The sequence below is a fragment of the Stenotrophomonas maltophilia group sp. vghtpe118 genome (assembly GCF_052605195.1).
The window spans coordinates 2,373,294-2,394,953 of record NZ_CP199672.1 but is presented as its reverse complement, the minus strand read 5'-3'; the positions used below and the strand labels follow the sequence as shown (position 1 = coordinate 2,394,953).

Below are 21,660 nucleotides of genomic sequence, written 5' to 3'. Positions count from 1 at the left end.
AGGGGCTGCCGTCAACGGACGGGAAGCGGGGAGCGAGTCACCGGCGCAGGCTGGCAGGGCCGCCGTGGAGTGTGGGTGATGGAATTCGCCCGTTCAGGAAACGACAGCCGCTGTCGGCCGCCGGCGATCAGTAGCGCCAGTCGAGCTTGCGATAGAACTTGGCCATCACCCAGGCCGGGCCGATCAGCAGGTAGGTCAGGTCGGTCAGGAAGCTGGGCTTGCGGCCCTCGAACGTGTGGCCGATGAACTGCGCGATCCAGGCCACCACGAACACCCCTACCGCCAGCCAGCGCAGCCCCTGCAGGCCGATCTCGGCCTCCAGCAGGCGGCACAGGCAGCCGAATACGAAGAACTGGACGAGCATGCCGATGCCCAGGGGGCGCGACAGCTTGTTGTAGAAGCACCAGGCGCTGAACATCGCGAACGCCGACCAGATGCCGTACTGGAACCAGGTGATCAGCGGCGGCAGGCACCACAGCAGGGCCACCACCGACCACAGGATCGCCGGCACCGCCACCACGTGGATGCGCTGGTTGATCACGTTGCGGTGGTCGTCGGAGTAGCTGGCGAAATAGCGGTCGATCGGCCGCGCAAGCTCGGTGGATGTCTGCATGCTGCGTCGCTTCCTCGGACAACGGTAGTGCCGGCCGCTGGCCGGCAAACCAGAGCATAGCCGAGTTCGCGACGTCGCCGGCCAGCGGCCGGCACTACCAGGACCAGGCCATGCCTGGTTGCAGGTTCACCGAAGCGCCGGCCAGCGGCCGGCACTACCGAACGCGCCCCCCGCCTTTCCGGCCAGGGGCGCAGGCGGATCAGTCGACGCTGATCCCGGCTAGGCGCTGCAGCGCCTCGGCGTACTTGGCGCGGGTGCGCTCGATGATGTCGGCCGGGATGTTCGGACCCGGGGCGGTCTTGCCCCAGTCCAGCGTCTCCAGGTAATCGCGCACGAACTGCTTGTCATAGCTCGGCGGGCTGGTGCCCACTTCGTACTCGTCGGCCGGCCAGTAACGCGAGGAATCCGGCGTCAGCATCTCGTCCATGATGTACAGCCGGCCATCGGCGTCGGTACCGAACTCGAACTTGGTGTCGGCCAGTATGATGCCGCGCTCGCGGGCGTAATCGGCGGCGAACTTGTAGATGCGCAGGGTGGCGTCGCGCACCCGCTCGGCCAGTTCCGCACCGACCTGCTTCACCATCGCGTCGAAATCGATGTTCTCGTCATGGTCGCCGACCGCGGCCTTGGTCGAGGGTGTGAAGATCGGCTCGGGCAGCTGTTCGGCCTGGCGCAGGCCGTCGGGCAGGTCGATGCCGCTGACCTTGCCGGTGCGCTGGTAATCCTTCCAGCCGCTGCCGATCAGGTAGCCGCGGGCGATCGCTTCCACCGGCACCGGCTTCAGCTTGCGGGTGACCACCGCGCGCTTGGCGTACAGCGCCGGGTCCACGCCTTCGGGCAGCACGCTGGCCACGTCGATGCCGGTCAGGTGGTTGGGCATCAGGTGCGCGGTCTTGGCAAACCAGAAGTTGGAGACCTGGCAGAGCATCTCGCCCTTGCCCGGGATCGGGTCGGGCAGGACCACGTCGAACGCCGACAGGCGATCGGTGGCCACCATCAGCAGGTAGTCGCCCGGCGGGGTTCCGGCTGGCAGCCGCTCGCGCGGGATATCGAACACATCACGCACCTTGCCGCGATGGCGCAAGGGCAGGCCGGGGAGATCGGATTGCAACAGCGTGGTTGGCACGGGCACTCCTGGGGCGTTGTCGATACGGCTGCTGCCCAACGGACCCGGCGGGCCCGCTGACCAGCGGGCGGCCTAGTGTAAAGCCGTCCGGGCCCGCTGTGACGTAAAATGAGCGTCCATTTCGTCGGTCGACCCCGGAGCGCCATGCGCTGGTACGGAAAACTGCTCGGATTCATCGCCGGCGCCCTGCTGTTCCGGCCCAATCCGCTGTTCGGCGCGGTGGTCGGCCTGCTGATTGGCCACGCCTTCGATTCGGACTGGTTCCGCCTGAACAAGGAGAACCCGTACCGGGAGCTGGGGCTGACCTCCGAGGCCACCGATGCCGAGATCGAGCGCGCCTACCGCAAGCTGATCTCGCAGTACCACCCCGACAAGCTTGGCGGCGCCGCCCCCGAGCTGCAGCAGCAGGCCGAGCAGAAGTCGCGGCGGATCAATGCCGCCTACGACCGCATCAAGACCCTGCGCAAGCGCTGACCCACTTTCCCCTCGTTGCAAGGCCCGGCCATGTCCCACTGCCTCATCGCCCCCTCCATCCTGTCCGCCAACTTCGCCCGCCTCGGCGAGGAAGTCGACAACGTCCTCGCTGCCGGTGCGGACTGGGTCCACTTCGACGTGATGGACAACCACTACGTGCCGAACCTGACCATCGGCCCGATGGTCTGCCAGGCCCTGCGCAAGCACGGCGTCACCGCGCCGATCGACGTGCACCTGATGGTCGAGCCGGTGGACCGCATCATCCCGGACTTCGCCGAGGCCGGTGCCACCTACATCAGCTTCCACCCGGAGGCGAGCCGGCACGTGCACCGCACCATCCAGCTGATCCGCTCGCTGGGCTGCAAGCCGGGCATCGTGCTCAATCCGGCCACCCCGGTGGACATCCTCGACTGGGTGCTGGATGACCTGGACCTGGTGCTGCTGATGTCGGTCAACCCGGGCTTCGGCGGCCAGGCCTTCATCCCCTCGGCGCTGGACAAGCTGAAGGTGGTGCGCAAGATGATCGATGCCAGCGGCAAGGACATCCGCCTGGAGATCGACGGTGGCGTGAAGGCCGACAACATCGGTGAGATCGCCGCCGCCGGCGCCGACACCTTCGTTGCCGGTTCGGCCATTTTCAACGCCAGGACCAGCTACCAGGACGTGATCGCGCAGATGCGCGCCAACGTCGCTGCGGCACGGGGCTGAGCCATGAGTACGGTGGCCGTGTTGAACATTCGCCCGGCCACCGTGGCCGATGCTGGCCTGATCCTGCATTTCATCCGCGAGCTGGCGATCTACGAGAAGGCCGAGCATTCGGTGCAGACCGATGAGATCGGCATCGCCGAGAGCCTGTTCGGCGCCGACGCCACCGCCCGCGCGCTGATCTGCGAGGCCGACGGCGAGGCCATCGGCTATGCGGTGTACTTCTACAACTACTCCACCTGGCTGGGCCGCAAGGGCATCTACCTGGAAGACCTGTACGTCAGCCAGGAAAAGCGCGGTGCCGGTGCCGGCAAAGCGTTGCTGAAGTACATCGCACGCCAGGCCGTGGCCGAAGGCTGCGGCCGTTTCGAATGGTCGGTGCTGGACTGGAACACTCCGGCCATCGAGTTCTACACCGCCGCCGGTGCCAAACCGCAGGACGAGTGGACCGTGTACCGGCTGCAGGGGCAGGCGCTGCACGATTTCGCCAACGGGTGAGGCGTGTGGTGGGTGCGAACCGCAACCCGGTGGGTGCGAACCCTGGTTCGCACTCCCTGCGCCCCCCCCCAAAAAAAAAGCCACGCCAATCACTGGCGTGGCCTCGCTGCATGCGTGGGAGGCTGATCCTGCCTCCATCCGTCGTCCCTGCTATGGCCTTCCATTCTCCAGCAGCTGAATGACACCTGCGTGACATTCACTGCGGGCAAACAGTGCATTGCTAGCCTGTGCCGCCCCGACCTGGAAGTACCGCATGACCACCCCGCGCTGGCGCCTGATCCTCAATGGCAAATCCGCAGGCAACGAAGAGTTGCGCGACGCCGTGGGCCATTGGCGCGGGCAGGGCGTGCAGCTGGAGGTGCGGGTGACCTGGGAAGACGGTGACGCTGAACGCTACGTTGCCGAGGCCATCCATCATGGCGTGGACGTGATCGTGGCGGCCGGTGGCGATGGCACGCTCAGCGCGGTGGCCGAGACGCTGGCCCATCGTGAGGAACCGGCAGAAGCGCTGCCTTCGCTGGCGTTGATTCCGATGGGGACCGCCAACGACTTCGCCACGTCGGCAGGCATTCCCACCGAGCCCGGCGATGCCCTCGCGCTGATCGGCCAGGTGCCGGCACGGCCCATCGACCTGTTGCGCGTGGATGCCGATGGCACGCCCTGGTGGTGCGCCAACCTCGCCAGTGGTGGCTTCGGCACGCAGGTGACGGTGGAGACCGATGCCGGCTTGAAGAAGATGCTCGGTGGGCTGGCCTACGTGATCACCGGCATCGCCAAGCTGGGCCGCATCGAGCCGATCGCCGCGCGGCTGTCCGGCCCGGACTTCGCCTGGGAAGGTGACTTCATCGCGCTGGGCATCGGCAACGGGCGCCAGGCCGGTGGCGGCCAGCAGCTGTGCCCGCAGGCACTGATCGATGATGGACTGCTGGATGTGACCGTGCTTCCGGAACTGGAAGGGGAGGTCACCGCCACCCTCGGCCAGATGCTGAAGTCCGGTACCCAGGCCGCACTGGAACAGCTGGCCACACGGGCGCGGTTGCCGTGGCTGCAGGTGGAATCCGAGCGTCCGTTGACGCTCAACCTGGACGGCGAACCGGTGCAGGCCCGTCGCTTTCGCGTCGAGTGCGTGCCGGGCAGGGTGCGGATGCATCTGCCGACCGGATGCCCGTTGCTGGAGGGGCAGGGGTAGAGTCATCGGTCCCCGTGGCCACTGCGGGCGTCCGGTGGTTCAGTTTCCCAGGGTTCCCCTGCCGCGCAAGCTGCGATACAGTCAAGGGGTGTCCAGCCTGACGACCCCGCATACTCTTTCTTCCGCACGCCGTTGGTGGCGATGGTGGCCCGTTGCCGTCGTCCGCCCCCATAACGCTGTGTCCCGGAAGGAAAGTCGTCTTGAACTCGCACGCTCAGTTTCAGCAGCAGGCCGCTGAAGGCCACACCCACATTCCCGTCGTCCGCGAAGTGCTGTCCGACCTGGACACGCCGCTTTCGGTCTATCTGAAGCTCGCCGACGGCCCCAATACCTACCTGTTTGAATCCGTCGAAGGCGGCGAGCGCTTTGGTCGTTACTCGATCATCGGCCTGCCGGCGCGCCGCGTGTATGCCTTCCACGGCCATACGCTGACCGTGCGCGAAGACGGCCAGGTGGTGGACACCCGCGAGGTAGCCGATCCCTTCGCCGAAGTCGAGGCGCTGCGCAGCGCCCACTCGGTGCCCAAGCTGGAAGGCCTGCCGGGCTTCACCGGCGGCCTGGTCGGCTGGTTTGGCTTCGAGTGCATCGGCTACATCGAGCCGCGCCTGGCCCCGCCGGCCGGCCGTGATGAGCTGGGCACGCCGGACATCCTGCTGCTGGACTCCAACGAGCTGGCGGTATTCGACAATCTCAAGGGCCGGCTGTACCTGATCGTGCACGCCGACCCGCGTGTCGACGGTGCCTTCGAACAGGCGCAGGCGCGCCTGGACGCACTGACTGCGAAGCTGCGTGCACCGGGCGCCGGCTATCCGGCACCGCTCAACAGCGACGTGCTGGACGAATCGGATTTCGTCTCCGGCTTCACCCGCGAAGGCTTCGTCGATGCGGTCCAGCGCAGCAAGGAATACATCCGCGCCGGTGACATCTTCCAGGTGGTGCTCAGCCAGCGCCTGAGCGTGCCGTTCAAGGCGCGCCCGGTGGATGTGTACCGCGCGCTGCGCGCGTTGAATCCCTCGCCGTACATGTATTTCCTCGATGTCGGCGACCTGCAGGTGGTCGGTTCCTCGCCGGAGATCCTGGTACGCCTTCAGGATGGCGAAGTCACCGTGCGCCCGATCGCCGGCACCCGCCCGCGTGGCGCCACGCCCGAGCTGGACCTGGCACTGGAAGCCGAGCTGCTGGCCGATCCGAAGGAACGCGCCGAGCACCTGATGCTGATCGACCTCGGCCGCAACGATGCCGGCCGTGTCTCGAAGGCCGGCACCGTGGAAGTGGGCGAGCAGTTCGTGATCGAACGCTACAGCCATGTCATGCACATCGTCAGCGAAGTGACCGGGCAGCTGCAGCCGGGCCTGAGCTACGCCGACGTGCTGCGTGCCACGTTCCCGGCCGGCACGGTCAGTGGCGCGCCGAAGATCCGCGCGCTGGAAGTGATCCGCGAGCTGGAACCGATCAAGCGCAACGTCTACGCCGGCAGCATCGGCTACATCGGCTGGCACGGCGATGCCGATACCGCGATCGCGATCCGCACTGCGGTCATCAAGGATGGCCGCCTGTACGTGCAGGCCGGCGCCGGCATCGTCTACGACTCGGACCCGGACAAGGAATGGGACGAGACGATGAACAAGGGCCGTGCGCTGTTCCGCGCCGTCGCCCAGGCCGCCAAGGGCCTGTGACGCTCCCCGTGCCGTGGCCTGCGCCGCGGCATCTTCCGCTGTTCCCGTTGAAGACAAGGAGTACCGCATGAAGCTGCTGAGCGCATTGCTGTGGTCGTCGCTGCTGGCCACGATGGCCCCGTCTGCGTGGGCGCAGGCCAATACCATTCCGTCGCAGCCGCACCTGCTGGTGAAGGGCGAGGCGCGTCGGGTGGTGATGCCGGACCGGTTCGGCCTGCAGTTGAACATCGAAGAGACCGACATGGACGCCGACGCCGCGCGCCGCCGCGTGCAGGACAACGTGGCGCGCGCGCTGGCGCTGTTCAAGCAGCACAAGGCGGTGGACGGCAGCGTGCGTGCGGACAACCTGCGGATCGGCCCGGCGACGCGCTATGAGCAGAACCGGCAGGTCTTCATCGGTACCCGCGTATCGCGCCAGCTGCGTGCGAGCTTCGCCAGCGTGAAGGCGATGCAGGATGTGCTGGGTGCGTTGAAGGCCGACGAGAACGTACAGGTGAGCAGCCTGGCGCCAACCTATTCGGGTGAAGTGGCGCTGCGCCGCGAACTCAAGGGTGAGGCGGCGGCCCGGACCCGCGAGTCCGCGCAGGGCCTGGCCAAGGCCTACGGCACCCGGCTGCGCGGCCTGTACAGCATTTCCGACGTAGCGCCGAACTTTGCCTATGGCATCCAGGCCGGCAGTTGGCCGAGCAGTGGGGATCTGGTGACGCCGCCTTCGCCGCCCGCGCCCGAGGCACCGATGAACAGCATCGAGACCACGGGCTCCCGCCTGCCCGAGTCGGTCGAAGCCGGCCCCATCACCTACACCGAAAACGTGTACGCCATTTTCCTGATAAGCGACGGAACCTGACCATGTTGTGGATGATCGACAACTACGACAGCTTCACCTACAACCTCGTGCAGTACCTGCAGACGCTGGGCGCTGAAGTGAAGGTGGTGCGCAACGATGCAATGAGCGTGGACGAGATCGTCGCGCAGAAGCCCGAGCGCATCGTCATCTCACCCGGCCCGTGCACGCCCAACGAAGCGGGCGTGTCGCTGGAGCTGATCCAGCGGCTGGGCCCGACCACGCCGATCCTCGGCGTGTGCCTGGGCCACCAGGGCATCGGCCAGGTCTACGGCGGCACCGTGATCCGCGCCGGCAACATCATGCACGGCAAGACCTCGCCGATCCGCCACGAAGGCAAGGGCGTGTTCGCCGGCCTGCCGGACCGCTACCAGGCCACCCGCTACCACTCGCTGGTGGTGGACAAGAACAGTCTGCCGGACTGCCTGGAAGTGACCGCCTGGACCGAGAACGAGGACGGCTCGATCGAAGAGATCATGGGCCTGCGCCACCGCCAGTTCCCGGTGGAAGGCGTGCAGTTCCACCCCGAATCCATCCTCACCGAACACGGCCACGCCCTGCTGCGCAATTTCCTGCAGCGCCCGGCGGCCTGATCCAAGGAGCATTCCCATGAGCTTCTCCCCCCAGGAAGCCCTGCAACGCACCATCGAGCACCGCGAGATCTTCTTCGACGAGATGGTCGACCTGATGCGGCAGATCATGCGCGGCGACGTGTCGCCGATGATGACCGCCGCCATCCTCACCGGCCTGCGGGTGAAGAAGGAGACCATCGACGAGATCGCCGCCGCCGCCACGGTCATGCGCGAATTCGCGCTGGCGGTGCCGGTGGCCGACAGCACCCACCTGGTCGACATCGTCGGCACCGGTGGCGATGGCTCGCACACCTTCAACATCTCCACCTGCGCGATGTTCGTGGCGGCTGCGGCCGGTGCGCGCGTGGCCAAGCACGGCAACCGCAGCGTGTCGTCCAAGTCCGGCAGCGCCGATGCGGTCGAGGCGCTGGGCGCGGCCATCGAGCTGCAGCCAGCGCAGGTGGCCGCTGCCATCGAGCAGACCGGCATCGGCTTCATGTTCGCGCCGATCCATCATCCGTCGATGAAGGTCGTCGCGCCGGTCCGCCGCGAGATGGGCGTGCGCACCATCTTCAACATCCTTGGTCCGCTGACCAACCCCGCCAGCGCGCCGTCGGTGCTGATGGGCGTGTTCCATCCTGATCTGGTGGGTATCCAGGCGCGCGTGCTGCGCGAGCTGGGCACCGAGCGCGCCATGGTGGTCTGGGGCCGCGACAACATGGATGAGATCTCGCTCGGCGCCGGCACCCTGGTGGGCGAGTTGCGCGACGGCAAGGTGCGCGAGTACGAGATCCACCCGGAGGACTTCGGCATCGCCATGTCGGCCAGCCGCAACCTGCGCGTGGACAGCCCGGAGCAGTCCATCCAGATGCTGCGCGCGGTGCTGGACAACGAGCCCGGCCCGGCGCTGGACATCGTCGCGCTCAATGCCGGCGCCGCGCTGTACGTGGCCGGCGTGGCCAGCGACATCGGTGATGGCCTGGCCCGTGCCCGTGCTGCCATCGCCAATGGCAGCGCCCGCCAGCGCCTGCAACAGTATGTGGAGACCACCCGCGCGCTGGTTGCCTGAGCGCGCGGTTCAGCCTGACCCCGTCGATGGCCGATAATGGCCGTCCTCAGCGCCCCCGCACCGAATCGAAGACGATGAGCGACATCCTGCAGACGATCCTGGCCCGCAAGGCCGAAGAAGTGGCCCAGCGCCGCGCCCAGCGCCCGCTCGAGGAGCTGCAGGCCGCCGTGGCCAGCGCCCCGCCGGTACGTGGCTTCGTACGCGCGTTGCAGGCGGCCGTGGCCAACGGCGACCCGGCGGTGATTGCCGAGGTGAAGAAGGCCAGCCCGTCCAAGGGCGTCATCCGCCCCGATTTCCGACCGGCCGATATCGCGGTCAGCTACGAGTTCGGTGGTGCCAGCTGCCTGTCGGTGCTGACCGACGTGGACTTCTTCCAGGGCGCCGATACCTACCTGCAGCAGGCCCGTGAAGCCTGCACGCTGCCGGTGCTGCGCAAGGACTTCGTGATCGACGCCTACCAGGTGTACGAGGCGCGCGTGCTGGGCGCCGACTGCATCCTGCTGATCGTCGCCGCGCTGGACGACACCCAGCTGGCCACGCTGTCGGAACTGGCGCTGTCGCTGGGCATGGACGTGCTGGTGGAAGTGCACGACATCGACGAGCTGGAGCGCGCGCTGCAGGTGCCGGCGCCGATGATCGGCATCAACAACCGCAACCTGCGCACCTTCGAGGTGTCGCTGCAGACCACGCTGGACATGCAGCAGGCGGTGCCGCGTGACCGCCTGCTGGTCACCGAGAGCGGCATCCTCGGCCCGCAGGACGTGGCGCTGATGCGCGATGCAGGCATCCATGCCTTCCTGGTCGGCGAGGCCTTCATGCGCGTGGAAGAGCCGGGCGAGGGCCTGCGTCAGCTATTCTTCGCAACATGACAACGCACTATCCGACGCCGCGCGAGGATGCGCCGCTGGTGGTCTTCGACTTCGACCACACCCTCTACGACGGCGATTCGGGTACCCACCTGTTCGCCTCGCTGATCAAGCGCAACCCGTTGCGCATGCTGGCGGCGCTGCTGGTCACGCCGATTGCCGGGCCGATGGTGGCGATGCTGCCGACCCGTCGCGCGGGCATCTCGGTCTATGTGTGGATCGGCAGCTTCGGCCTGCACCGTGCGCGCGATTTCAACAAGGTGATCGACGCCTACGTGCTGCGCAACCAGGCGCAGATGCGCGCCAAGCTGCTGCCGCAGGCGCTGGAGGTGTTCGCCGCGCACCGCGCCAAGGGCGATCGCGTGGTGGTTGCCACCGGCGCGCCGCCGGAGCTGGCCCGCGCGATCCTGGCCTTCGTCGCCCATCAGGACGTACCGGTGATCGGTACCGAGGTCGGCCCGCGGCTGGGCGGTGTTGGCCCGACCCGGCACTGCCACAACGAAGAGAAGATGCGCATGCTGCGCGAACGCGGCTATGGCGACATCGATATCGCCTACTCCGACAGCACCGCCGACCTGCCGCTGCTGCTGGCGGCCAAGGCGCCGGTGGTGGTGAACCCGAAGCCGGGGCGGGTGGCGTTTTTCCGCCGCGTGCTGCCGGCCGGCACCCGCATCCTCAACTGGGGATGCGTGGATCGCGGCGGCGACAAGGCCTGACCCGCGCCTGTTGTAGAGCCGAGCCATGCTCGGCTGCTCTTCGTTGCGGGATCCGTGTGTCCTCAGCCGAGCATGGCTCGGCTCTACAGGGGATGCTTCAGCGGTAGAGGTGCCCGTACACCGCATGCCCGATCTGGAACAGGCTGATGCCCAGCACCAGCACGCCGACGGCCACCAGCACCCAGCGCTCCTTCACCCGCTTGACCAGGATCGCCGCCACCGGCGCGGCCATCATGCCGCCGATCAGCAGGCCGGCGACGATCTGCAGATGCTGCACGCCCATCGACAACAGGAAGGTCGCTGACACCGTCAACGTGACCACGAACTCGGCTGCGTTGACTGTTCCGATGGTGGTGCGCGCCTGGCCGCCGCGGGCGAGCAGGGTGGACGTCGCGATCGGCCCCCAGCCACCGCCGCCGCTGGCGTCGAGCAGGCCGGCGAAGAAGCCCAGCACCGGCACCCGCCGGATCTCGCCCTTGGGCATAAAGCGCCCAGCGGCGCGGGCCAGGATGATGATCGCCAGCACCAGCAGGTACAGGTAGATCAGTGGCCGGATGATCTCGCCCGGGAGCTGCGTGAGCACGTACGCGCCCACGGCACCGCCCACTGCGCCGGGCAGGGCCAGGCGCACGAACAGGCGTTTATCGACATTTCCGGCTGCGAGGTGCGACACCCCCGAGGCGCCAGTGGTGAACACTTCAGCGGTGTGGATGCTGGCGCTGACCTGTGCCGGGGGCAGGCCCATGCTGAGCATCACCGACGAGGACACCAGGCCGAACGCCATGCCCAATGCACCGTCCACCAGCTGTGCGCCCAGGCCGATGAGGATGAACCACCAGAATTCGCTGCTCAGCTCCATGTACCGAGCCTAGCCCAGCGGGCCGCGCAGGGGCCGTGTAGAGCCGAGCCCTTGCGCGGCTGCCTTTGACGTACCGCAGCCGAGCGTCGGCTCGGCTCTACAGGATGGCTCGGCAGCGTTGGGTTGCCTTGCAATCAACGGGTGCCGTACAGCACCACGGTCTTGCCGCGGGCATGCAGCAGGCCGTCGGTCTGCAGCTTCTTCAACACGCGGCCGGCCATTTCGCGCGAGCAGCCGACCAGTCGCGCCAGTTCCTGTCGCGAGACGCGCAGCTGGCTGCCCTGCGGGTGGCTCATCGCCTCCGGTTCCTGCGCCAGGTCGTGCAGGGTGCGCACGATCCGGTCGGTAACGTCCAGGAATGCCAGGCGGCTGGCCTTGCGGCTGGTGTCGAGCAGGCGCTTGGAAATCTGCTGGCCCAGCGCATACAGCAGGCGCGGGGCATCGGCCGACAGCGGGCCGAGGAACAGCTGATGCAGGCGCTCGTAGCTGATTTCAGCCAGCTCGCAGGCGGTACGGGTCCGCAGGATCACCTCGCGGCGGTCCGATTCGACGAACAGGCCCATCTCGCCGACGAACTCGCCGGCACCGAAGTAGCCCAGCACAAGCTCGCGATCGTCATCTTCCTCGGCCATGATCGAAACCGAGCCGCTGATGACGTAATACAGGGTTCCCGCCGGGTCTCCGGGCCGGAAGACGTCGGTACGGGTGGGATATCGCCGCCTGTGGCTGTGCGCCAGGAAACGATCGATTGTGGCGATATCCAGGGCCAGTGGACTGCTAGCTAGGCGCACGGTTGACACGATAGGAGCGCTCCCTCTGCGCATGAACGGATTCACGGGGTCGATAGCGGAGCTTAACCAGCGCAATTGTTAAGGGCAAACAGTGTGCCAGAACTCTTGCGTCTTCACGTTCCCCCCGGGGGCAGTTTGCCCCATAATTCCCCCTTTCCCTTCTTACACAGGAATCGACCGCCGTGGTCAAGCCGTTGCCTCGCCTGAGGCTGCAGGGTTTCAACAACCTCACCAAGGCGCTGAGCTTCAACATCTATGACGTGTGTTACGCGCGCACCGAAGAGGAGCGTCAGCGTTACATTGAATACATCGATGAAGAGTACAACGCCGACAGGCTGACTCAGATCTTGACCGATGTCGCCGAGATCATCGGCGCCAACATCCTGAACGTGGCCCGCCAGGACTACGATCCGCAGGGTGCCTCGGTGACCATCCTGATCTCCGAAGAACCGGTGATCGACAAGAAGCTGGCCGGCAAGGAGCTGATCTCCGACGCCGTGGTCGCGCACATGGACAAGAGCCACATCACGGTCCATACCTACCCGGAAACCCATCCGCAGGAAGGTATCGCCACTTTCCGCGCGGACATCGACGTGGCCACCTGTGGCGTCATTTCCCCGCTGAAGGCCCTGAACTACCTGATCGAGAGCCTCGAGTCGGACATCGTGATCATGGACTACCGCGTCCGTGGCTTCACCCGCGATGTGAAGGGCAAGAAGCACTTCATCGACCACAAGATCAACTCGATCCAGAACTTCCTGGCCAAGAACATCAAGTCGCGTTACGAGATGTTCGACGTCAACGTCTACCAGGAGAACATCTTCCACACGAAGATGCACCTGAAGGACTTCGACCTGGACCAGTACCTGTTCGAGGAAAAGGCCAAGAACCTCTCGTTCAAGGAACGCATGAAGATCGAAGCGCTGCTCAAGCGCGAGATCGAAGAGCTGTTCCACGGCCGGAACCTGTCCGAGTAAGTCCCATGTGCGATGCCCGCAGGCATCGCCACCCAGGCGGGACGACCCGCCCCGTGGAACCAGTGCCCCACACACGTTACAGTTCCACGGTGATGTACCGACCCACGGCCCGGTGTGAAAACACCGGGCCGTTTCGTTTTTCTCAAGAAAGGTAAGGAGCCCCCACCCATGCCCTGGATCTACCTGCTGCTGGCCGGCCTGTTCGAGATCGGTTTCGCCCTCGGAATGAAGTACTCCGAAGGCTTCAGCAAACCCCTGCCCACCGTTGCCACGGTGGTATCGGCCCTGATCAGCCTGTACCTGATGAGCCAGGCGATGAAGAGCATCCCGGTCGGCACCGCCTATGCGATCTGGACCGGCATCGGTGCCATGGGCGTGGCTGTGCTCGGCATCTACCTGTTCAATGACAGTGCGTCGCCGGCCCGCCTGGCCTGCGTGGGCCTGATCGTGGCCGGCGTGATCGGCCTGAAGCTGGTGTCGCCCAACTGATGGATGGCCCGACCAACGGTCGGGCCCCACCGTCGCCCCCCGCACCTCCTGGTAGGCCCGCACCGTTGGTGCGGGCGACCCTTCAAATGCGGTAGGCGATGGTCTTCATCACCCTGGAGGCCAGCGCCATCACGCCCGGGATCGGGAACGGCAGGCGGCGTGCGCCGGCCTGCTCGGCGTGCTCCGCATGGCGGGCTTCGTCTTCCTTCATCACCTGGATGACCGCACGGCTGCGCAGGTCGCCGGCCGGCAGGTCGACCAGGTGCTCGTCCAGATGGGCTTCCACCTGGCGCTCGGTTTCGACCACGAAACCGAGGTTCCAGCCGTCGCCGCGCAGCCCGGCCAGGGTGCCGATGGTGTAGCTGCCGGCGTACCACAACGGGTTGAACAGGCTCGGGCGGCTGCCCAGCTCGCCCAGCCGGGTGGCGCACCACGCCAGGTGGTCGGTCTCTTCCTGGGCCGCTTCCAGCAGGTGTTCACGCGTGGCAGGGTCGCGGGCCACGGCGGCCTGGCCGAAATACAGGCCCTGTGCGCAGACTTCGCCGACGTGGTTGATCCGCATCAGCCCGGCCGCGTGGCGGCGTTCAGCGTTGTCCATGCCCGGCTCGCTGGTGTCCGCGGCCGGGTAGGGGCGGGCCGCCGGCGGGTTGCCGAACACCGTGTCCAAGGCGCGCTGCGCTTCGGTCAGCAGGTGGTCCAGCGGTGTGGTCTGGCGGAGCACGGTCATGGCGGTACGCGGTGGGACGGAAGACCCCTCGATTCTCCCCCGGCTCCGGCCCCCTGCCAACCCGGGACATGGCCGGCTTGCACCGGGGGCTTGACCTGCGTACAATCCCGCCTCTTACGCTTCACCTTTCACAACGCGTGGCAGAGTTCCGGCGAGCCGTTCGCCGCAATGAGCCCGACCTAACATAGAGTTCTTCATGAGCACTTTCACTGCCAAGAACGAGACCGTCCAGCGCGACTGGTACCTCGTCGACGCCGAGGGCAAGACCCTGGGCCGTCTCGCCACCGAGCTGGCCCGCCGTCTGCGTGGCAAGCACAAGCCGGTCTACACCCCGCACGTTGATACCGGCGACTACCTGGTCGTCATCAATGCAGAAAAGATTGCCGTCACCGGCAAGAAGCTGCAGGACAAGATGTATCACCGTTTCACCGGTTACATCGGCAACCTGAAGACCGAGTCCCTGGCCCAGGCGCTGGAGCGCCACCCGGAGCGCGTGATCGAGATCGCCGTCAAGGGCATGCTGCCGAAGGGCCCGCTGGGTCGCCAGATGTACCGCAAGCTCAAGGTCTACGCCGGCACTGAGCATCCGCACGCCGCACAGCAGCCGCAGGTTCTGGATATCTAATCATGGCTATCACTCAAAACTACGGCACTGGCCGCCGCAAGTCCTCCACCGCTCGCGTGTTCCTGCGCAAGGGTTCGGGCAACATCACCGTCAACGGTCGTCCGCTGGACGAGTTCTTTGGTCGTGAGACCGCGCGCATGATCGTGCGCCAGCCGCTCGAGCTGACCAAGAACACCGAAAGCTTTGACATCCTGGTCACCGCCGCTGGCGGCGGCACCACCGGCCAGGCCGGTGCGATCCGTCTGGGCATCGCCCGTGCTCTGGTCGAGTACGACGAAACCCTGAAGTCCGAGCTGCGCAAGGCTGGCTTCATGACCCGTGACGCCCGTGAAGTCGAGCGTAAGAAGGTTGGTCTGCACAAGGCCCGCCGCGCCACCCAGTTCTCCAAGCGCTGATCTACCGCGCCTGGTTGGGCTCCTTCAGGAGCCCGCTGGATGGGAAAGCAAAAGCCCGGCTTCGGCCGGGCTTTTGTCGTTTCGGGGGGATGCATTTCCGGGTTGCCGGCCAGCGGCCGGCACTACCCATGGTTTCGCATCTCGGAAGGGGTGGGGTCAGAGCCCTTTCCTTTGGAAAAGGATCCGACCCCGGGCCTCTCTCTGGAGAAGAGCCCCCTTGTTGTTCAAGGGGGCGCGCCGACAGGCGCGGGGATAAGGTGGAATGCGGGACCAAATCAAAAGCAAAAGGCCAGATCTTTCTGATCTGGCCTTTTGCTTTTGATTTGGCTGCCCCGGATGGATTCGAACCACCGAATGCCTGAGTCAGAGTCAGGTGCCTTACCGCTTGGCGACGGGGCAAAACGTGCAACTATTTTCTCACTTTTCACACTGAAAAACAACTTGATTTTCAATGTGGTGGCTATGGGTGGACTCGAACCACCGACCCCAGCATTATGAGTGCTGTGCTCTAACCGGCTGAGCTACATAGCCTTGGTGAGCCCGCTATTCTGCGGATGTGTATCGGCCCTGTCAACACTTTTGTGCCGTGCTTGTGGGCCGACAGAGGGCATGGGATAGTCCCGACCAGTAGATTTTCTTAGGAGTCCGCATCGTGATCGATCCGGACGGCTATCGACCGAACGTCGGCATCGTGCTGATGCGGCAGGACGGCCAGGTGTTCTGGGCACGACGCGTGCGCCGGGACGGCTGGCAGTTCCCGCAGGGTGGCATGAACACCGACGAGACGCCTGTCGAGGCCATGTATCGTGAACTGCAGGAAGAGACCGGCCTGCTGCCTGAGCACGTGGAAGTGCTCGGGGCGACGCCCGGCTGGCTGCGCTACAAGCTGCCGGCACGGGCCATCCGCCGCAATGAGCGGCAGGTCTGCATCGGGCAGAAGCAGGTCTGGTTCCTGCTGCGCCTGACCGGCGATGAATCGCATGTGCAGCTGGACCATACCGACTCGCCCGAGTTCGACCACTGGCGGTGGGTGGACTTCTGGTACCCGGTGGAGCACGTGGTGATGTTCAAGCGTGGCGTCTATGCGCGCGCGCTGCGACACCTGGCGCCGTTGGCGCGTGGGGTGGCCGGGCAGGGCGTCAGCGCCATGCCCAAGAGTGCCGCCGAGGCCTGGATGCCGGGCCACGCAGCCGGCCACGACAGGCCCCGGAAGCGCACGCCCAAGCGCGGCGGCTACTGGCCGCGCAAGGCCAAGGGGGAGTCCGGGGCGGTTTGAATGGGAGGCCACGCAGGCTGTGGGCCGATTCGTCACAACGCGTCCCCCCCGGCTGTTTCCAGCAGGACCTGGCTGCCCGCCGGGCCGGTCAATCCGACTCTGAACGGTATCGAGAATGGTTCAGGTCTCTGATTGACAACCATTCTCGTTTCCATTGGAATACGCAACAGGCCGCTTCTGGCCTGTCAGCCCGGTCCCCGCCTGTGTACGTCTGCATCTGCAACGGAGTCACCGACCACCAGATCCGCGAAGCCGCCAGCCATGGCGTCAGCACGGTGGCGGAACTGACCATGCGTACCGGTTGCGGTGCCACCTGCGGTTCGTGCCTGGACATGGCCGGCGACCTGCTGGCCAAGGCACGCGCGACGCACGATCTGCCGCTGCCGGTATTGGGCCTCGCCCAGGTCGCCTGATCGTTTCCTCGCGGCCTGTTGACGCCGCGCTTTCGCGTCCTTCACCTGCAACCGCGCAGGCCAATGCGCACGATTCGCGTTCCTTCACCACCGCACGCAAGGCGTTACAGTGCCTGCGTTTTCAGCGTGCAGGAGCATCCCCATGAAGGGCGACACCAAGGTCATCGAATTCCTCAACAAGGTCCTCTACAACGAGCTGACCGCGATCAACCAGTACTTCCTGCACGCCAAGATGCTGAAGAACTGGGGCATCAAGGAACTGGCCGAACACGAGTACAAGGAATCGATCGACGAGATGAAGCATGCCGACATGCTCGCCGACCGCATCCTGTTCCTCGAAGGCCTGCCGAACTTCCAGGCGCTGGGCAAGCTGCGCATCGGCGAGAACCCCACCGAAATCCTGCAGTGCGACCTGTCGCTGGAACGCGATGGCGTGGTCACCCTGCGCGAGGCGGTGGCCTATTCCGATTCGGTTGGCGACTATGTCAGCCGCCAGCTGTTCGTGAAGATCCTCGACTCGGAGGAAGAACACATCGACTGGCTGGAAACCCAGCTCGACCTGATCGAGCGTATCGGCGAGCCGAAGTACCTGCTGAGCAAGCTGGAAGAGTGAATCAGCGGTCCTGGCCGGCGCGATGCTGTGCCAGGTAGCCCGTCAGTGCAACGCGCGCCCGGGCGAATTCCGCAACCAGCAGCGCCACCGCCACTGCGGGGCGCTGCAGGCTGCCACTACGGGTCTCGTGCTCGATCCGCTGCGCGATCGCCGACAGCGACAACGCCCCCACGTTCGCGCTTGATGATTTCAGGCTGTGCGCGACGGCCTGCATGCGCGGTTCATCGCTGTTCCGCGCGGCCAGCTGCAACTGCTGCACCATCGCCGGCGCATCTTCAAGAAATGCCGTGACGATCTGGGTGGCAGCATCGCCGATCACCGCGTGCAGTTCATCCAGCACATCGCGGTCGAGCACCGGTTGTGGTGCTGGCGCCACCTGCTTTTCCGGATTCTGTAGAGCCGCGCCATGCTCGGCTGATGGCGTGCGACTGCAATTGGCCGTCAGGCGAGCATCACCCGGCTCCACAGAAGGCCGTGCAGGTGCTGCGGCTTTACCGCCACCCCAGCGCTGCAGCAGCGCATGCAGCGTTGCGCGCGCGATCGGCTTGGACAGGTAATCGTCCATGCCGGCCTGCAGGCAGCGCTCGCGGTCGCCGGCCATCGCATTGGCGGTCATCGCGATGATCGGCAGTCGCGCACGCCCGGTTTCCGCTTCTTCGGCGCGCCAGCGGTGCGTGGCGGCGTAGCCGTCCAGCACCGGCATCTGGCAATCCATCAGCACGATGTCCAGCCCGCCTTCGCGAAGGGCGGCCAGGGCCTGTTCGCCATCGGCGGCGTTGCGCACCTCGCACTGGAACACCCGCAGCAGCTGCTCGGCCACCATCCGGTTCACCGTATTGTCCTCCACCACCAGTACGCGCAGATGCAGCGGCGGCAGCGTGGCAGCCGGTTGCTCGTGTTCCGCGCTGGCCAGCAGCGCAGCGGGGCGGGCAGAGGCGACCGGTGCCGCCAGCAGTGCATGCAGGGCGGCGTCGTCGAAGTGGGAGGGCAGCTGGCGCTGGCGGGGGCGTTGCGCAATCGCATCCTCCTGCAGCCACAGTACCTGCAGTGCATCGTCGTCGTCGCGTTCCCCCAGTGCGAGCTGCAGCGTGGCCTCGCCGTTGCGGCGTGCGCGCGCATCGACCAGCAGCCAGGCGGGTGCCGGTTTTCCGGGCCGCGCGGGAGCGCGCAGGCGCTCGACCACGCTGTCCAGTTGCGCCAGCACCTCCACCTGCAGTCCATGGTGGGCAGCGATGCGCTCGATGCGTGCCTGCAGCGTTGCATCGGCACTGAACAGCAGCAGCGGTGCCGGCGCGCGCGTCATCGCCGGCAGGTCGCCAGGAACCTTCAGCAGCGGGATCTCGAACCAGAACGTAGCACCCTGGCCGGGCGTGGACTGCACACCAATACGCCCATGCATCAGGTCGATGATGCGCTTGCAGATGGCCAGGCCCAGGCCGGTGCCGCCGTAGATGCGCGTGGTGGATGCGTCGGCCTGGCTGAAAGACTGGAACAGGCGTGCCTGCAGCGCGTCGTCGATGCCGATGCCGGTATCGATGATCTCGAAGCGCAGCTGGTGCTGCGCGGCACCTTCGCCCAGGCGCAGCACACGCAGCTGCACCTGGCCGCGGGCGGTGAACTTGATCGCATTGGCCAGCAGGTTGCTCAGCACCTGGCGCAGGCGCACCGGGTCGCCGCGCACCGGCAGGCGCACCGATGGATCCAGCTGCAGGCCCAGTGCCAGGCCCTTGGCGTCGGCGGCGCGCTGCATCAGCTGCACCACGCCGTCGAGCAGATCGCGGAGGTTGAAGCTGGTGATTTCCAGCTCCAGCGCCTGTGCTTCCAGCCGGGAGTAGTCGAGGATGTCGTCGACGATGCGCAGCAGCTGCTGCGAGCTGGCCGAGGCGGTGGCCAGCATCTGCCGCTGGTCCTCGCCCAGTGGCCCGCGTGCGATCAGCTCCAGCATCGGCAGAATGCCATTGAGCGGGGTGCGGATCTCGTGGCTCATCGTGGCCAGAAACTCGCCCTTGGCAAGCACGGCCGCCTCGGCGGCCTGCTTGGCCTGCAGCAGCTGTTGTTCCAGCTGGCCCTGGCGTTCAGTGGTATGGCGTAGCTGGTCCCGTTCAGCGGCCAGCGCGCCGTGCGTGCGCTGCAGCTGCGCCAGCGCACGGTCGCGCGCACGAAGCCGCAGGCCCAGCGCCATCAGCGCGATGGTGGCCGCGGCGAGGGCAACCAGCAGCACGCCCCACAGCGGCACGTCAGAGCACCGCGTTGTGGAAGTCGAAGTTCAGGTCGCTGCCGGCCGACTGCACCATGTTGCCCTGGATGTAGTCGACGCCGCCGACCCACATCGCCGCCGCAGCCTGCGGATCCTCGATCTGCTGGCCGATGATCTGCAGCCCGGCGGCATGGGCCTGATCGATCGCCTTGCGCAGCTCCTCGCGCGTGGCCGGATTGGCATGGCTGCTGGAAAAGCGCGCAGCCATGCGCACGAACGACAGCGGCAGCTGGTTCAGCAGGGCATCGGCCTCGCCGCTGGGTTCGAACTGGCTCAGGCAGAAGCGCACCCCGGCACTGGCCATGCGCTGGCAGAACTGCTGCAGCGGCACGGTGTGGATCAGTGCGTCCGGCAGGCGCACGTCGATCACCAGTGCACTGCCCGGCAGGTCGCGCTGCTGCAGTGATTCCAGCAGCCAGTCGGCGAAGGCGTCGCGCTGCAGGGTGCGCAGCGACTGCGAGACGAACAGGTTCAGTGGCTGCGTCGCGTGGCGGTACAGGTCCAGCAGCCCCAGCGCGTGGTCCATCACCTGCTGATCGAGATCGGCGATGCGGCCTGCGGCTTCCGCGGCCGGGATTACCTGCCCGGCCGCCAGCACGGTGCCGTCGGCCTGGCGAAGGCGCAACAGCAACTGGTACTGCGCGGTGTTGCCGCCGGCAACAGCGACGATCGGCTGATAGGCCAGTTCCAGCTGTCCTTCCAGCAGCGCCAGGTGTTCCTGTTCGGTGACTGCCTGGCGGTGCACATGGCCGGCCACCCCGGCGCTGAGCAGGCGCGCCTGCAGGGTGGTGCGCTCGACGGCTTCCAACGCACTGCTGGCATCGTCGAAGCCTGGTGACAGCGGTGCATAGCCGACTACGCCGCGCAGGTGCACGGATTCGTCGTCGCGGATCACGAAGGCACGTGCCGACAGCTGCTCGCGCAGGCTGGCAGCGATGCTGTCAAGGGCGTCCTCGTCGGCGCTGCGGGCCAGCAGCAGGAAGCTGTTGTCGTTCAGGCGTGCCAGCAGGTGCGGATGGCCGGCTTCGGCCAGGCGCTGCCCGGCCTGCACCATCAGCCGTTCAAACGCGGCATAGCCATAGCGTTCGCGCAGGCCCAGCGCGCTGGCCACTTCGATGAAGAACACGCCGCCCTGATCGCGGTGGGCGAGTGCGGTGTTGAGCTGCTGCAGCACGTGGTGGCGCGTCGGCAGGCCGGTTTCCGGATTGCTGGTGGCCGGTGCGCCGGTGGCGCCGGGCAGGGTCGCGGCCTGGGCTCGTGCGCGGCGGATGCGGTTGGCCACCGCTGCGATCAGGTGGCGGGGCCGGATCGGCTTGCTCAGGTAGTCGTCCGCGCCGCTGTCGAGGACTTCGAACTGGCGCTCCGGATCCGGATCACCGCTGAGGAACACGATCGGAAGCAGCTGCAGGCCGGGCTGCTGGCGGATCAGCGCGGTCAGGCGCATGCCGTCCAGGCCGGGCAGGTGAAGATCCATCAGGATCAGGTCGGGGCGGTGCTCCTTGATGGCCTGCAGCGCGGCATCGGCATCGTTGTGGACGATCGCCTGCATGCCGGCGCCGTGCAGCACGCTCTGCGCGAACAGGGCCTGCGCGCGATCGTCTTCAACGATCAGCACGCGGTAGGGCGAGTCCGATGGCGACGGGGCCAGATCGTTGTTGTCGGCGTCGGCCAGTGCGACCGGGCCGGGCAGCGGCGGCGGCGCGCTGTTGGCCGGCGTGGACGCATCGGCCGCGACAGGGGATGGGCTCGCCGCCATCGGTGGGACCACGGCCGGAGACGCCGTCTCGGGGGCCCAGCGTTGCCAATGGTCGGCCGGAGGGGTTTCAGCGCGTCCCGGGCGGGCGCCCGCGGGGGATTCGTTTGCGGCCATCGGTGCTCCTGGTGTTCGCG

The 21,660-nt window shown here is 66.6% G+C and carries 24 protein-coding genes and 2 tRNA genes; 17 read left to right on the top strand and 9 right to left on the bottom strand.

Annotated elements, in window-relative coordinates:
- Positions 1-127 precede the first annotated feature (127 nt).
- On the bottom strand, positions 128-613 hold the full coding sequence (locus tag ACUDTM_RS10990) for an Mpo1 family 2-hydroxy fatty acid dioxygenase (protein ID WP_072168908.1): 486 nt from the start codon (positions 611-613) through the stop codon (positions 128-130).
- Positions 614-812: 199 nt separating this feature from the next.
- On the bottom strand, positions 813-1,739 hold the full coding sequence (locus ACUDTM_RS10985; protein ID WP_032954595.1) for a phosphoribosylaminoimidazolesuccinocarboxamide synthase: 927 nt from the start codon (positions 1,737-1,739) through the stop codon (positions 813-815).
- Positions 1,740-1,883: 144 nt separating this feature from the next.
- Between ACUDTM_RS10985 and ACUDTM_RS10980 the strand changes: the two genes are divergently transcribed.
- The 10 genes from ACUDTM_RS10980 to ACUDTM_RS10935 all read left to right on the top strand — a co-directional run bounded on the left by ACUDTM_RS10980 (position 1,884) and on the right by ACUDTM_RS10935 (position 10,348).
- A complete protein-coding gene (locus ACUDTM_RS10980; protein ID WP_008265098.1) occupies positions 1,884-2,213 on the top strand; it encodes a J domain-containing protein in 330 nt (109 codons plus the stop codon).
- A gap of 30 nt (positions 2,214-2,243) precedes the next feature.
- Positions 2,244-2,921, top strand: a complete 678-nt coding sequence (gene rpe / locus ACUDTM_RS10975) for a ribulose-phosphate 3-epimerase (RefSeq protein WP_072168909.1) — start codon at positions 2,244-2,246, stop codon at positions 2,919-2,921.
- 12 nt (positions 2,922-2,933) lie between these two features.
- Positions 2,934-3,416 (top strand): GNAT family N-acetyltransferase, encoded by a 483-nt coding sequence (locus ACUDTM_RS10970; RefSeq protein WP_065178874.1) that lies wholly within the window; start codon positions 2,934-2,936, stop codon positions 3,414-3,416.
- 253 nt (positions 3,417-3,669) lie between these two features.
- Complete coding sequence (gene yegS / locus ACUDTM_RS10965; RefSeq protein WP_353080424.1) at positions 3,670-4,605, top strand: lipid kinase YegS; 936 nt, start codon at positions 3,670-3,672, stop codon at positions 4,603-4,605.
- Between the two features lie 200 nt (positions 4,606-4,805).
- Positions 4,806-6,281, top strand: a complete 1,476-nt coding sequence (trpE, locus tag ACUDTM_RS10960; protein ID WP_012481441.1) for an anthranilate synthase component I — start codon at positions 4,806-4,808, stop codon at positions 6,279-6,281.
- A 67-nt stretch (positions 6,282-6,348) separates the two neighbouring features.
- Positions 6,349-7,128, top strand: a complete 780-nt coding sequence (locus ACUDTM_RS10955; protein ID WP_065197061.1) for an SIMPL domain-containing protein — start codon at positions 6,349-6,351, stop codon at positions 7,126-7,128.
- 2 nt (positions 7,129-7,130) lie between these two features.
- Complete coding sequence (locus ACUDTM_RS10950) at positions 7,131-7,718, top strand: anthranilate synthase component II (protein WP_065178878.1); 588 nt, start codon at positions 7,131-7,133, stop codon at positions 7,716-7,718.
- Positions 7,719-7,734: 16 nt separating this feature from the next.
- The gene (gene trpD, locus ACUDTM_RS10945; protein ID WP_049443905.1) at positions 7,735-8,766 is read left to right on the top strand and encodes an anthranilate phosphoribosyltransferase; all 1,032 of its coding nucleotides are present in this window, start codon (positions 7,735-7,737) and stop codon (positions 8,764-8,766) included.
- A 74-nt stretch (positions 8,767-8,840) separates the two neighbouring features.
- Positions 8,841-9,635 carry an indole-3-glycerol phosphate synthase TrpC gene (gene trpC, locus ACUDTM_RS10940; RefSeq protein WP_005419828.1) on the top strand — a complete coding sequence of 265 codons (795 nt, stop codon included), beginning with the start codon at positions 8,841-8,843 and terminating at the stop codon, positions 9,633-9,635.
- Positions 9,632-10,348 carry a haloacid dehalogenase-like hydrolase gene (locus tag ACUDTM_RS10935; protein WP_005419826.1) on the top strand — a complete coding sequence of 239 codons (717 nt, stop codon included), beginning with the start codon at positions 9,632-9,634 and terminating at the stop codon, positions 10,346-10,348. Before trpC ends, ACUDTM_RS10935 begins: the two co-directional genes overlap by 4 nt.
- A 97-nt stretch (positions 10,349-10,445) precedes the next feature.
- Here the strand turns inward: ACUDTM_RS10935 and ACUDTM_RS10930 are convergent, their stop codons facing one another.
- Both ACUDTM_RS10930 and crp read right to left on the bottom strand, forming a co-directional pair.
- Positions 10,446-11,207 carry a sulfite exporter TauE/SafE family protein gene (locus ACUDTM_RS10930; RefSeq protein ID WP_072168911.1) on the bottom strand — a complete coding sequence of 254 codons (762 nt, stop codon included), beginning with the start codon at positions 11,205-11,207 and terminating at the stop codon, positions 10,446-10,448.
- Between the two features lie 134 nt (positions 11,208-11,341).
- Positions 11,342-12,031: a cAMP-activated global transcriptional regulator CRP gene (crp, locus tag ACUDTM_RS10925; RefSeq protein WP_010482649.1), complete on the bottom strand. Its 690-nt coding sequence runs from the start codon at positions 12,029-12,031 to the stop codon at positions 11,342-11,344.
- Between the two features lie 149 nt (positions 12,032-12,180).
- Between crp and speD the strand changes: the two genes are divergently transcribed.
- Both speD and ACUDTM_RS10915 read left to right on the top strand, forming a co-directional pair.
- Positions 12,181-12,975: an adenosylmethionine decarboxylase gene (speD, locus tag ACUDTM_RS10920; RefSeq protein ID WP_005411315.1), complete on the top strand. Its 795-nt coding sequence runs from the start codon at positions 12,181-12,183 to the stop codon at positions 12,973-12,975.
- Between the two features lie 168 nt (positions 12,976-13,143).
- Positions 13,144-13,464 (top strand): DMT family transporter, encoded by a 321-nt coding sequence (locus ACUDTM_RS10915; RefSeq protein WP_005419816.1) that lies wholly within the window; start codon positions 13,144-13,146, stop codon positions 13,462-13,464.
- An 82-nt stretch (positions 13,465-13,546) separates the two neighbouring features.
- On the opposite strand, the gene coq7 is transcribed toward ACUDTM_RS10915, so the two are convergent.
- Positions 13,547-14,191 carry a 2-polyprenyl-3-methyl-6-methoxy-1,4-benzoquinone monooxygenase gene (coq7, locus tag ACUDTM_RS10910; RefSeq protein WP_072168912.1) on the bottom strand — a complete coding sequence of 215 codons (645 nt, stop codon included), beginning with the start codon at positions 14,189-14,191 and terminating at the stop codon, positions 13,547-13,549.
- Positions 14,192-14,387: 196 nt separating this feature from the next.
- Here coq7 and rplM point away from each other — a divergent pair, with 196 nt between their 5' ends.
- The gene (gene rplM / locus ACUDTM_RS10905; RefSeq protein ID WP_005414692.1) at positions 14,388-14,816 is read left to right on the top strand and encodes a 50S ribosomal protein L13; all 429 of its coding nucleotides are present in this window, start codon (positions 14,388-14,390) and stop codon (positions 14,814-14,816) included.
- Between the two features lie 2 nt (positions 14,817-14,818).
- Positions 14,819-15,211 (top strand): 30S ribosomal protein S9, encoded by a 393-nt coding sequence (gene rpsI / locus ACUDTM_RS10900; protein WP_005411311.1) that lies wholly within the window; start codon positions 14,819-14,821, stop codon positions 15,209-15,211.
- A gap of 324 nt (positions 15,212-15,535) precedes the next feature.
- On the opposite strand, the gene ACUDTM_RS10895 is transcribed toward rpsI, so the two are convergent.
- Both ACUDTM_RS10895 and ACUDTM_RS10890 read right to left on the bottom strand, forming a co-directional pair.
- Positions 15,536-15,610: transfer RNA gene (locus ACUDTM_RS10895), tRNA-Gln, on the bottom strand.
- 55 nt (positions 15,611-15,665) lie between these two features.
- A tRNA-Met gene (locus ACUDTM_RS10890) sits at positions 15,666-15,742 on the bottom strand.
- Positions 15,743-15,863: 121 nt separating this feature from the next.
- Here ACUDTM_RS10890 and ACUDTM_RS10885 point away from each other — a divergent pair.
- From ACUDTM_RS10885 to bfr, 3 genes are all read left to right on the top strand, one after another.
- Positions 15,864-16,487 carry an RNA pyrophosphohydrolase gene (locus tag ACUDTM_RS10885; protein ID WP_005419809.1) on the top strand — a complete coding sequence of 208 codons (624 nt, stop codon included), beginning with the start codon at positions 15,864-15,866 and terminating at the stop codon, positions 16,485-16,487.
- A 203-nt stretch (positions 16,488-16,690) separates the two neighbouring features.
- On the top strand, positions 16,691-16,900 hold the full coding sequence (locus ACUDTM_RS10880) for a (2Fe-2S)-binding protein (RefSeq protein WP_005411309.1): 210 nt from the start codon (positions 16,691-16,693) through the stop codon (positions 16,898-16,900).
- Positions 16,901-17,042: 142 nt separating this feature from the next.
- A complete protein-coding gene (gene bfr, locus ACUDTM_RS10875; protein WP_005419804.1) occupies positions 17,043-17,513 on the top strand; it encodes a bacterioferritin in 471 nt (156 codons plus the stop codon).
- A 1-nt stretch (position 17,514) separates the two neighbouring features.
- Here bfr and ACUDTM_RS10870 read toward each other — a convergent pair whose 3' ends face one another.
- On the bottom strand, positions 17,515-19,749 hold the full coding sequence (locus ACUDTM_RS10870; protein ID WP_088497352.1) for an ATP-binding protein: 2,235 nt from the start codon (positions 19,747-19,749) through the stop codon (positions 17,515-17,517).
- 1 nt (position 19,750) lies between these two features.
- A complete protein-coding gene (locus ACUDTM_RS10865) occupies positions 19,751-21,640 on the bottom strand; it encodes an EAL domain-containing protein (RefSeq protein ID WP_252744861.1) in 1,890 nt (629 codons plus the stop codon).
- Positions 21,641-21,660: the final 20 nt, after the last annotated feature.